Origin of the sequence: Sphingobium sp. DEHP117, from assembly GCF_030867385.1 — a bacterium.
In the GTDB taxonomy this organism is placed as follows: Bacteria; Pseudomonadota; Alphaproteobacteria; order Sphingomonadales; family Sphingomonadaceae; genus Sphingobium.
Genome location: NZ_JAPFBJ010000002.1, coordinates 241,213 through 252,639 on the forward strand (window position 1 = coordinate 241,213; position 11,427 = coordinate 252,639).

Sequence of the window (11,427 nt, forward strand, 5' to 3'; positions counted from 1 at the left end):
CAGGGCATTCTATAGAGGCAGCGGCCCGAACGCAGGTGGGACGATCAATTGATCGACTCTACGAAGGGAAAATAAATATGCGTAACATCATTCTTGGTATGTCGGCGCTCGCGCTGGCAGCTGTTTCTGCGCCTGCTTTCGCTCAGGAAGAAGCCACCCCGGCCGTGACGATTTCCGGCGGCGCGACCCTCGTGTCCGACTACCGCTTCCGCGGTATCTCGCAGACCGACAAGGGCTTCGCGGTTCAGGGTAGCATGACCCTGACGCACTCGTCTGGTCTCTATGCCAGCGTGTGGGGCAGCTCGATCGACGAATATGTCGCCGCTGCTTCGGATCAGGAAATCGATCTGATTCTCGGCTACAAGAAGAGCTTCGGCGCCACCACCGTTGATCTCGGTGTGCTTTACTACTTCTATCCGGGTTCGGGCGACGTGATCCCCGGTTACAACTCTGACTTCTTTGAGCCCTATGTCGCGGTCTCGCAGGCATTTGGCCCGGTCACCGCGAAGGTTTCGGCGGCATATGCTCCGAAGCAGAAGGCCCTGAGCATTGGCTTCGGCAAGGAAGACAACCTGTATGGCGCGCTCGATCTGTCTGGCGCTCTCGGTGACTCGGGCGTTTCGCTCTCTGCGCACCTCGGCCACAACTTCAGCGATGACAGCTTCCTCTCTGCTGGCAAGGACTACACGGACTGGTCGCTGGGCGCTTCCTATGCATGGAAGAACCTGACCTTCGGCGTTTCCTATGTCGACACAAACTTTGCCAAGGGCGCGCTCGTCAGCCCCTTCAGTGGCAAGGACATCGCCAAGGCTGGCGTTGTCGGTACGATCGGCGTTGCTTTCTGATCTCCTGATCAGAGATAAAGGCTAAAAGGAGGGTCGCGGTCCGCAGGGATCGCGGCCCTTTTCTTATAGCGCGCGGCGACAGATCGAAATCGGTCAGCGCGCTTTATCCGCATCGTTTTGGCGCAGGACCGGTTCCCCGCTCTACAGCATCGTGCCAAAAAGTGGGAACCGGTTTTTGGCAAAAACGATGCGACAATAAAAAGATAGAGCGCGCGTCATGCGTCAGATTTAACGCAGCGCGCTCTATGCCGCCTTTGCCTGCCTGCTGAACAACGCCCGGTCCTCTGGCCCAAAGCCGAAGCGCCAGATGACTGCGCAATAGACCGCCAGGATGGTCGGCACGCCGAGCGCCAGCTCCAGCCACTCCAGATCATGAGGAAGGGCGACGAAGGCGCTGCCCACGATCACCGCAATGGCGGACGCCATCACCAGCGCCGGGCGCCATGTTGCGATCGGCAGACGCAGCAGGCGCTCAAGCAGCCGGGACTTGACCACCGAGTTGAATCCAAGTGCCACCGCGAGCGCAAACGCCGGTGCCACCGCCAGCGCGATCTGCGGATAGCCGCCCTTGGTCATGATCACCAGCAGCAAAGACGTCAGCGCGATCTGGATAGCGATCATCCCCATGGAGAGCACCAGATTGCGGTGTCGCGCCATATAGACCAGCGCGCTTTCGCTGACCACCGCAGGTGCGGCCGCAACCTCTGCCAACAGCAGGAAACCAAGCGCGAGCGCGCCCACCGCAAATTCTGGCCCCACGAGCCCCATCACCGCCTCACCCGGTATGCCGAGCGCCAGCGAAATGCCGGCCTGCGCCGCCAATATCCAGAAACCGACCTGGCTCACCTGCCGCGCGATCGCCGCATAGTTATGCTCGGCCAGGTTGCGGGTGATGACCGGGCCGAGGATCGGCTCGAAGCTCGTCTTGAGCTTTTGCGGCAACGAGGCGACCTGCTGCGCAACATAATAGATCCCAACGGTTGAGGGCGACACGAACAGGCCGAGCAGCGCGAGATCGAGCCGGCGCGAGCCCCATTCCACCGCATCGGCAGCAGCCAGCGGGAGATTGATCCGCGCCATGCGCCCAATTCGCGCTGGCGAGGGCGCCCAGCCGCTCTCCCAGCGAAAATGTCGCGCAGCCGCATTTAGGGCAACCAGCATCGCCGCGATCATCGAGAGAACATAGGAAAGGATCAGGCCATCGCGCAGCGAATAGTAGGATAGCACCCACGCCGCGATGCTGATCGTCCACGGCTCGACCAGCGCACGTGCGCGCACCGTGGCCGCAATGTCAAACCGCCACGCACAGGCGGCGAGCGCCACATCCGTACAGGCGACGGCGATGATGATAAGCGGCAGCAGCCGGTCCAGGCCGTTCAGTCCGCTGTTGGGGAACATCACCTGCGGCACCAGCATCAGAATCCCCGCCGCCATCAGTGAGAACAGCAGGGTCAGCACCATCGCATCCGCCAGCACATGCGCCTCGGGCCGCTTGGTCTGCGCGAGCGCGCCTGCAAGGCCGCGCTTGAGGCCCATGGTGGCTATCTGCGCCGCGAACTCAACTATTATGATGGCGTAGGCAAAGCGGCCCAGCACATCCGCGCCATAGATGCGCCCGGCGATAAAAAGGAACGGGATGCGCGCGGCGAGGCGCAGCAGAAAGCCTGCGACATTGGTTCGCCCGCCCTTGGCCAGCGCGGCGATATCGCCCTCTTCGCGCTGTTGGCCCTCAAGGGGCGCGTTCATTGCCAAACCGATGCTCCCTGCCCCACTGTGACCGCATGATAGGCCAAGGCGAAAGCCAAGTATATCGTCATTCGCTGCGCAGCGGGCGCGAGAGAAGCGCGTCGATCATGGCTGCGAGCCCAACCCGCCCCTCGATCAGCGCGCAGACTCCCTCGACGATCGGCATTTCCACTCCTGCCCCGCGAGCAACATCGCGCAATATCGGCGCCGTATACGCGCCTTCCGCGACCGTGCGGCGGTTGCCGAGCAACTCCTGCGCTGCCCGCCCCTCGCCCAACCCCTTGCCGAGTGAAAAGTTGCGCGAATTGGCGGACGAGCAGGTAAGCACCAGATCGCCCAGCCCAGACAGCCCCGCCAGCGTCTCCGCCCGCGCACCAAGCGCCAGGCCAAAGCGTGTCATCTCGGCAAAGCCGCGGCTGATCAGGGCCGCGCGGGCATTCAGGCCCAGCCCGGCCCCTTCAGCCACGCCACAGGCGATGGCGAGCACATTCTTGACCGCGCCGCCCACTTCGGCGCCGATCACGTCGTCTGACAGATAGGGCCGGAACGTCGGGCGGGCGATGCGCGCCGCCAGCCGTTCCGCCAGCGCCGCGTCCGCGCAGGCGAGCGTCACCGCCGTCGGCAAGCCCGCCGCCACCTCATGCGCGAAGGTGGGGCCGGAGATGACGGCAAGCGGCGCATGGGGCGCGACTTCCTCGACCACCTGCGACATCAACTTGCCGCTGCCCGCCTCTATCCCTTTTGCGCAGAGGATCAGCGGGGCGTCAGCGCGCGGCAGCCGGGCAAGCGTCGCGCGCAGATGCTGTGCGGGCGTGACGATGAGCAGCGCGTCGCACGCCGCCATATCGGCAAGGTCCGTTGTCGCGCGGATGGCGGGCGAAAGCGGCACGCCGGGCAGATAAAGCGTGTTCACATGATCGGCGTTGATGCCTTCCGCGACCTCGGCCTCCAGCGCCCAGAGCACCACGTCACCGCCCTGCGCCATCACCTGCGCCAGTGCGGTGCCCCAAGCGCCCGCGCCCACCACGCCTATCTTCATGCCTTCACCCCTGCGCCGCGCACCTTTTCCGCCGCTTCGTCGAGCGGCCAGCGCGGTCTTGCGGGGACATCCATGCCATTGGTGAGGCCCAATGCAAAGCGTTCCGCGCCTGCCCAGCCGATCATCGCCGCATTGTCCGTACACAGCCAGAGCGGTGGCGCGATGAAGGGCAGGCCGTGGCTCTCCGCCAGCGCGGACAGGGCACCGCGCACGCCCTGATTGGCCGCGACGCCACCCGCCACCACCAGCGCCGTCACGCCATCGCTCGCCGCGAGCGCCCGCGCCGTGCGATCGACGAGGCAATCCACAACCGCCGTGCTGAAACTCGCGGCTATGTCTTCCGCGCGATACTGGCCGGACTGCTGCGCGCGCATCACCGCACTCTTGAGGCCAGCGAAAGAGAAATGCGGCTCGGCGCTGCCCATCAGCGGGCGCGGCAGCGGCACGGCCTTCGCGTCTCCAGCCTGCGCCGCGCGCTCCACCGCCGGGCCTCCGGGAAAGCCCAGGCCCAGCATCTTCGCCGTCTTGTCAAACGCCTCGCCCGCCGCATCGTCTATCGTCGTCGCCAAGCGCCGATAGCGCCCGACGCCCTCGACCCGCAGCAACTGGCAGTGCCCGCCGGAGACGAGCAGCAACAGATAGGGGAAGGCCAGCTCCGGCGCGGTGAGGCGCGGAGACAGCGCATGGCCCTCCAGATGATTGACCGCGATCAGCGGCTTGTTCGCGGCATGGGCGAGCGCCTTGCCCGTCACCAGCCCGACCATCACCCCGCCGATCAGCCCCGGCCCGGCGGTGGCGGCGATGGCATCCACATCCTTGAGCTTCAGCCCCGCCTCGGCAAACACCGCCTCGACCAAAGGCGTCAACACCTCCGCATGGGCGCGCGCCGCGATCTCGGGCACCACGCCGCCATAGGGTCCGTGCGCCGCCTCCTGCCCCGCCACCTTGTGCGCGAGCACGCGCCGATCATCAGTGACGAGCGCCGCCGCCGTCTCATCGCAGCTTGATTCAAGGCCGAGGATGATACTCATTTCCGCCTTCCCTCTAAAGACCGCGCGGATTAGAGCAAGCGGCTATGACACAGCCTCTTCCTTTGGGCCGCCCGTTGCGCCTTGGTTCCCGCGCATCGCCGCTGGCGATGGCGCAGGTGCATCTGGCGGCGGATGCGCTGTGCGCGGCGCATGGCTGGCACCGCGATGCCATAGAGATCGTGCCGGTGACGGCGAGCGGCGACAAGGTGCTGGACCGACCGCTGGCCGACATCGGCGGCAAGGCACTGTGGACCAAGGAGCTGGACCAGTGGCTGTTCGAGGGTCACATCGACGCCGCCGTCCACTCGATGAAGGATGTCGAGACGCTGCGTCCCGATGCGCTGGAGATCGCGGCGATGCTCCCGCGCGCCGATGTGCGCGATACGCTGGTGGGTGCGGAGTCGATCGCGGCAATCCCGCAGGGCGGGCGGCTGGGCACCAGTTCGCCGCGCCGTGCCGCGCAGGTGAAGCGGCTGCGCCCGGACATCGAGATTGTGCTGTTTCGTGGCAATGTCGCGACCCGGCTCGCGCGGCTGGAGCGGGGCGAGGCTGAGGCAACCTTGCTCGCCACTGCCGGGCTAGCGAGGCTCGGTGAGGCAGGCGTTGGCGTTGCGATCCCGGCCGAACAGATGCTGCCCGCGCCCGCGCAGGGGGCAATCGGCATCGAGACGCTGCGCGCAAATGACGCCGTGCGCGCGCTCGTCGCCGCGATCGATCATGCTCCGACTTCCGCCTGTGTGTGGACAGAACGCGCGCTGCTCAAGGGGCTGGGCGGCACATGCCACTCACCGATCGCCGCGCTTGCGGTGACGGATGGCGCGCAGATTCGCCTGCGCGCGGAGATACTCTCTGCCGATGGTGGCGAACGGGTGGCCAAGGATCGCCTCCTGCCCGGGCAGACCGCGCAGGAGATGGCCGAGGCGCTTGCGGAAGAGATGCTGGCGCAGGCGAGCGCAGGGCTGCGCGCCCTGTTCAATCCGTGACGCGCCGGGTCATTATCCTTCGCCCTCAACCGGGGGCAGACGCGACAGAGAGCGCCGCACGCGCCATGGGGCTGGAGACGCTGCTTTACCCGCTGTTCGAGATAGCACCGCTGGGCTGGCCCGCGCCGGAGCCGGACGCGTTCGACGCGCTGATGCTGACCAGTGCCAACGCAGCGCGCCATGCCGGACCGGACCTGATGCGCTATGCCGCGCTGCCGCTGTATGTGGTCGGTGAGGCAACCGCGAAGGCCGCGCACGCCGTCAGCCTCGAACCCGCGCACATCGGCGCACGCGACGCCGCAGCGCTGGTGGAAGATATGCGCCGGGCGGGCGTCAGGCGGGCGCTGCATCTGTGCGGTGCGGACGTCGTGGCGGCGGCGGTGGAGGGCGTGTCGATACGGCGAATTCCGGTTTACCACGCGCGCGAGGCGGGCGATGCAGATTCCCTCGCGGCGCAGCTTCGAGCCGATGACATCTGCCTTGTCCACTCCCCGCGCGCCGGGGCGCGCCTCGCTGCGCTGGTGCCGCCAGAGCAACGCGCGAACGTCTCGCTCATCGCGATATCGGGCAGTGCGCTGACCGCCGCCGGGACGGGCTGGGCCGATGCCCTCGCTGCGCCCGCCCCGACTGATCCCGCCATGCTGGCCTTGGCGCAGGAACTGTGCCACAAACCCGGAGACGCAGCCCGGAGGCGATGAGATGGACAGCGACATATCGACACCCGATCAGGCATCGCACTCCGTAGCGCCGCAACCCGCCGCGCCTTATTCCGCGCCGACGCCGACGCCGCGCAAATCTCGCGCGACGCTGATAATGGTGCTGTTGCTCATCGCCTTTGTGGGCGGCGCTATCGCCGCTATCTGGGGCGCGCCTATGATCAAAGCGTGGCTCGACCGGGCGAATGAGGGCGAGCAGGCCACGCTCGCTGCCGACACTGCTACGACCACTGCTCGAGACCTCAAAACAGCCACGGAGCTGGAGGCCCGGCTGGCGGCGGTTTCCGCCAAACTTGACACGATATCGCAGCAAGCCGCGAATGCCGGTGGCAATGCCGCGCGCGCCGAGGCGCTGCTGATCGCGTTTGCCGCGCGCCGGGCGCTCGATCGGGGTGCGCCGCTCGGCTATCTGGAGGGCGAGCTGCGCCTGCGCTTTGCCGATGCGCAGCCGCGCGCGGTCGCGACCATCATCAACGCTGCCGCCTCGCCGGTGACGGTGCCCGATCTCCAGATGCGCCTTGGCGAGCTGACGCCCGCCCTGGCGGGCACTGGTACGCGCGCCGACTGGTGGACGGCGGCGCGGCAGGAAATCTCGTCGCTCATCATCGTACGCAAGGCGGGTGCGCCCTCGCCCGAGCCACGCAAGGTGGTGGAGCGCGCACAGACGCTACTCGCCTCGGGCCGGGTCGATGCCGCGCTCAGTGAAATCGAGCGGATGCGCAACCACGACAAGGCGGACGCCTGGCTGCAAATGGCGCGGCAATATAACGAGGCCCGCCGCGCGCTCGACGTGATCGAGGCGGCGGCTATTCTGGAGCCCAAGCGCATTCCCCTGCCGGACGGGGACGAACCCGCGCCCGCCGGCTGATTATTCCGGCATCTGCCAAAGGATGAAGGCGAACTCCTCCGCCGTTTCGCGCAAACTCTCGAACCGGCCGGACTTGCCGCCATGCCCCGCGCCCATGTTGGTCTTGAGGATGAGCGCGTTATTATCGGTCTTCGTCGCCCGCAGCTTCGCGACCCATTTCGCCGGTTCCCAATAGGTCACACGCGGGTCGTTCAGCCCCGCCGTCACCATCAAAGGCGGATAGGCCTGGGCGCGCACATTCTGATAGGGGCAATAGGAGGCGATGAGGTCGAACGCCGATGCATCCTCGATCGGGTTGCCCCATTCGGGCCACTCGCCCGGCGTAAGCGGCAATGACGCATCGAGCATCGTGTTGAGCACATCGACGAACGGCACATGCGCGACGCACGCGCCCCAGAGATCGGGATCGGAGTTCAGCACCGCGCCCATCAGCTCTCCCCCGGCCGACCCGCCGGAAATGCTGATCCTTCCCCTGGCTGTGAAGCCGCGTTCGATCAGCCCCTTCGCCACATCGACGAAATCGGTGAACGTGTTGGTGCGCTTTTCGAGCTTGCCGTCGAGATACCATTGCTGGCCGAGGTCATCGCCGCCGCGGATATGCGCGATGGCATAGGCAAAGCCGCGATCGAGCAGGGACAGCCGCGCCGTCGAAAAGCCCGGCTCCATCGCCAGCCCATAAGCGCCATAGCCATAGAGGTGCAGGCGTCCGGAACCATCGGTCGGGAAACCCTTGGGGTAGACGATCGATACCGGGACCATCGTCCCGTCCCGCGCCGGAATCATCAGCCGCTGTGTGCCGTACTTCTCGGCTTCGTAGCCCGAGGGGATTTGCTGGACCTTCAGCAGTTCCCATTCTTCGGTGCGCAAATGATAGTCGTAGATCGTGTCCGGCGTGACCATCGATTCATAACCGATGCGGATTTTCTCGACATCATATTCCGGGTTGTCATCGAGCGAGGCGGTGTAGCTCGCCTCGGGGAACGGCAGGCGCTTTGCCTCATGGGTGGCATAGTCGCGCAGCTCGATCTGGTCGAGGCCATCCAAGCGCCCCTCGGTCACGTAGAAGCGTTTGAACAGGGTCACGTCCGTCAGGTAGAAATGATCGTCAGGCGCGATCACCTCCGCCCACTGGTCCGGCGCATCGAGCGCCGCCTTCACCAGCCGGAAATTGGGGTGGGTGTCGTTGGTGCGGATGTAGAGCGTGCCTTCATGCTCATCGACATCATATTCGCGGCCGGGCTGACGCGCCGAGACAAGGCGCGGGACTGCGAAGGGATCGTCGGCCGGGATCAGCCATGCCTCGCTCGTCACATGGTCGCCGGTGCCGATGACGATCCATTTCTCCGAGGAGGTAAGGCCGATGGAAACGCGAAAGCCCTCATCATCCTCGTGAAAAATCTCGCGGTCCTCGGCGATTGATGTGCCGACGATATGCACACGCGCATTATCCGTCCGCCAGTTCTCGTTGGCGAGGCTGTAGAGCAGCGCCTTGCTGTCTGACGTCCACACCAGCGCAGACAGCGTGCCGGGGATGACATCATCCAGCATCTCACCCGTTTCGAGATCGCGGATGCGCGCCTCGAACCGCTCGCCGCCATCGGTATCGACCGCGAAGGCGAGATAGCGGCCGCAGGGCGAGACAGACACCGCGCCGAGGCGGAAATAGTCATGCCCTTCGGCCAACGCCGGTTCGTCAAGGATGAGCTGATCCGCCCCGCCGGAAACGGGTTTGCGATACCATTTGCGATATTGCGCCCCGACCTCAAACGCGCGCCAGTAAATCCAGTCTCCGTCCTTCTGGGGAACGGAGCTGTCATCCTCCTTGATGCGGCCCTTCATCTCGGCGAACAAGGTATCGACCAACTCCTTGTGCGGGGCCATAGCCTGCTCGAACCATGCGTTCTCTGCCTCCAGATGGGCGAGCACATCCGCGTCTTTCACGTCCGGATAGCCCGGATCGCGCAGCCAGAAATAGGGATCGTCGATGATCTTGCCGTGCTGGCGGATTTCATGCGCGCGGAGCACGGCAACTGGAGGGGCGGAGAGCGGCTGGGAGGTGGTCATCAGGTTTCCGGTAGCTAGTGGGGTGGATTTGAAATTCGTTACATAATGGGGCGAGAGCAGAACGAATTTCAAATCCTTAAACCCCACTAGAAACAATAGTTGCTCGTGACCCTTTTGAATCTGAAGTCCGCTCTGCACCATCCCGATATTGTGGCGGGCTTCAGATTCGGGTCACTAGCGGGTAGCGGGATCGCACGCGCCTGCTTATGTTGGTGCGATCCGCCATGCTTCAAGGATGCCTGCTTGTCCACATCCGCCGCCAATTACGCTGACCGCCTTTCCGCCCTGCACTCCGAACTCGCGCGCCGCCAGCTCGACGGTTTCGTCGTGCCGCTGACGGACGAGCATATGAGCGAATATGTGGGCAGCTATGCGCAGCGGCTGGCGTGGCTGACCGGCTTTGGCGGCAGCGCGGGCAGCGCGGTGGTGCTGCGCGACAAGGCCGCGATCTTTGTCGACGGGCGCTACACGCTGCAGGTGCGCGATCAGGTGGATGGCGCGCTGTTTGACTATTGCGACCTGCCTGCCACGCAGCCTGCCGACTGGCTGGCGGCGGAGGCGCGCGAGGGCATGCGCATCGGCTATGATCCATGGCTCCACACACGGGAGTGGGTGGCGAAGGCGAAGGCGGCGCTTGCGTCCAACGGCGCGGAGCTGGTTGCGACGCAGGATAACCCTGTCGACGCGGTATGGCCGGACCGTCCGATACCCAGCCTGACGCCTGCCGTGCCGCATGGGTTGGAGTTTGCGGGTAAGGCGCATGAGGACAAGCTCTCCGACGTCGCAGAATGGCTGAAGGGCAGGGGCGCGGCCGCTGCCGTGCTTTCCGCGCTCGATAGCATCGCCTGGGCGCTGAACATCCGGGGAAGCGATGTGGCGCGTACGCCGGTCGCGCTGAGCTATGCCATCACCAAGGCCGACGGCACCGTCGATCTGTTCATAGCGCCCGAAAAGGTGACGGCGGAGCTACGCGCGCATCTGGGCAACCGGGTTGCGATCCGCAACCGGGCGGACTTCGCACAGACGCTTGCCTTGGATTTCGCAGGCAAGAAAGTCGCGGTTGATCCGGAGCGTGCCGTTGCCGCGATCTTTGAAGCGCTGGAGAGCGGCGGGGCGAAGATCGATGCTGTGCGCGACCCCGTCGTGCTGGCGAAGGCGATCAAGAACCCGACCGAGATAGAAGGGCATGACGCCGCGCAGTTGCGCGACAATGCCGCGCTGGTGCGGTTCCTCCACTGGATCAGTATCGCGGGGCCGGAAGCCGGCGAAACCGAGCTTTCCGCCGCCGCCAAGCTGCAATCCTTCCGCGAACGGACCGGCAAGCTTGTCGATCTCTCCTTCGATACGATCAGCGGCGCAGGCCCCAACGGCGCGATCGTCCATTACCGCGCGGAGGAGAAGACCAACCGCCCCATCGCGCCCGACATGCTCTATCTGGTCGACTCCGGCGGGCAGTATCGTGACGGCACGACCGACATCACCCGCACCATCGCCATCGGCACGCCGACCGAGGAGATGCGCACCCGCTTCACGCTGGTGCTGAAAGGCCATATCGCCCTCGCCCGCGCGCTCTTTCCGCTGGGCACGCGCGGGAGCCAGCTCGACGTGCTCGCCCGCCGCGCCTTGTGGGAGGCAGGGCTGGATTATGCGCATGGCACCGGCCATGGGGTCGGCAGCTTCCTCTCGGTGCATGAGGGACCGCAACGTATCGCGACCTTTGGCGGCGGCGATGAACCGCTCAAGCCCGGCATGATCGTCTCCAACGAACCGGGTTATTACAAGGCGGGCGAATATGGCATCCGCATCGAAAATCTCGTGCTGGTGGAGGCACGCGAAATCGCGGGGGCTGAAAAGCCGATGCTGGGGTTCCGCACCCTGTCCTATGTGCCGATAGACCGGGCGTTGGTGGTGGCGGAAATGCTGGATGCGGCCGAGCGTGCCTGGCTCGATGCCTATCACGCCGAAACGCTGCGCCGCATCGACCCCCTGGTGGAGGGCGACACGCGCGCCTGGCTCAGCCGGGCGTGCGCGCCCATTATTGAAGTGAATTAGCCTAAGCACGGCTGGCCAAGCCAGCATTTTCGGGGCAAAGCCACAACAGCACAGCACAGGCTCGCAGCGAGAAAGTGGACGAA

At 65.4% G+C, this 11,427-nt stretch carries 9 protein-coding genes; 5 read left to right on the forward strand and 4 right to left on the reverse strand.

Going from position 1 to position 11,427, the window contains the following annotated elements; translation table 11 throughout:
- The first annotated feature begins 77 nt into the window (after positions 1-77).
- Positions 78-845: a TorF family putative porin gene (locus OOT33_RS08210; protein WP_307749530.1), complete on the forward strand. Its 768-nt coding sequence runs from the start codon at positions 78-80 to the stop codon at positions 843-845.
- Positions 846-1,088: 243 nt separating this feature from the next.
- Here OOT33_RS08210 and OOT33_RS08215 read toward each other — a convergent pair whose 3' ends face one another.
- From OOT33_RS08215 to tsaD, 3 genes are all read right to left on the reverse strand, one after another.
- The gene (locus tag OOT33_RS08215) at positions 1,089-2,591 is read right to left on the reverse strand and encodes an oligosaccharide flippase family protein (RefSeq protein ID WP_307749531.1); all 1,503 of its coding nucleotides are present in this window, start codon (positions 2,589-2,591) and stop codon (positions 1,089-1,091) included.
- 67 nt (positions 2,592-2,658) lie between these two features.
- Positions 2,659-3,630, reverse strand: a complete 972-nt coding sequence (locus OOT33_RS08220) for an NAD(P)H-dependent glycerol-3-phosphate dehydrogenase (RefSeq protein WP_307749532.1) — start codon at positions 3,628-3,630, stop codon at positions 2,659-2,661.
- Entirely contained in the window at positions 3,627-4,661 is a 1,035-nt protein-coding gene (gene tsaD, locus OOT33_RS08225; protein WP_307749533.1) for a tRNA (adenosine(37)-N6)-threonylcarbamoyltransferase complex transferase subunit TsaD, read from the reverse strand. Before tsaD ends, OOT33_RS08220 begins: the two co-directional genes overlap by 4 nt.
- Before the next feature lie 44 nt (positions 4,662-4,705).
- Between tsaD and hemC the strand changes: the two genes are divergently transcribed.
- The 3 genes from hemC to OOT33_RS08240 are packed head-to-tail and all read left to right on the forward strand — an operon-like array spanning position 4,706 to position 7,228.
- Positions 4,706-5,644, forward strand: coding sequence for a hydroxymethylbilane synthase (gene hemC / locus OOT33_RS08230; RefSeq protein ID WP_307749535.1), 939 nt, complete (start codon positions 4,706-4,708; stop codon positions 5,642-5,644).
- Positions 5,641-6,342 (forward strand): uroporphyrinogen-III synthase, encoded by a 702-nt coding sequence (locus OOT33_RS08235; protein WP_307749536.1) that lies wholly within the window; start codon positions 5,641-5,643, stop codon positions 6,340-6,342. Before hemC ends, OOT33_RS08235 begins: the two co-directional genes overlap by 4 nt.
- Position 6,343: 1 nt before the next feature.
- Positions 6,344-7,228 (forward strand): hypothetical protein, encoded by an 885-nt coding sequence (locus tag OOT33_RS08240; protein WP_307749537.1) that lies wholly within the window; start codon positions 6,344-6,346, stop codon positions 7,226-7,228.
- Here OOT33_RS08240 and OOT33_RS08245 read toward each other — a convergent pair whose 3' ends face one another.
- Complete coding sequence (locus OOT33_RS08245; RefSeq protein ID WP_307749538.1) at positions 7,229-9,292, reverse strand: prolyl oligopeptidase family serine peptidase; 2,064 nt, start codon at positions 9,290-9,292, stop codon at positions 7,229-7,231.
- 243 nt (positions 9,293-9,535) lie between these two features.
- Between OOT33_RS08245 and OOT33_RS08250 the strand changes: the two genes are divergently transcribed.
- On the forward strand, positions 9,536-11,344 hold the full coding sequence (locus OOT33_RS08250; protein WP_307749539.1) for a M24 family metallopeptidase: 1,809 nt from the start codon (positions 9,536-9,538) through the stop codon (positions 11,342-11,344).
- Positions 11,345-11,427 lie beyond the last annotated feature (83 nt).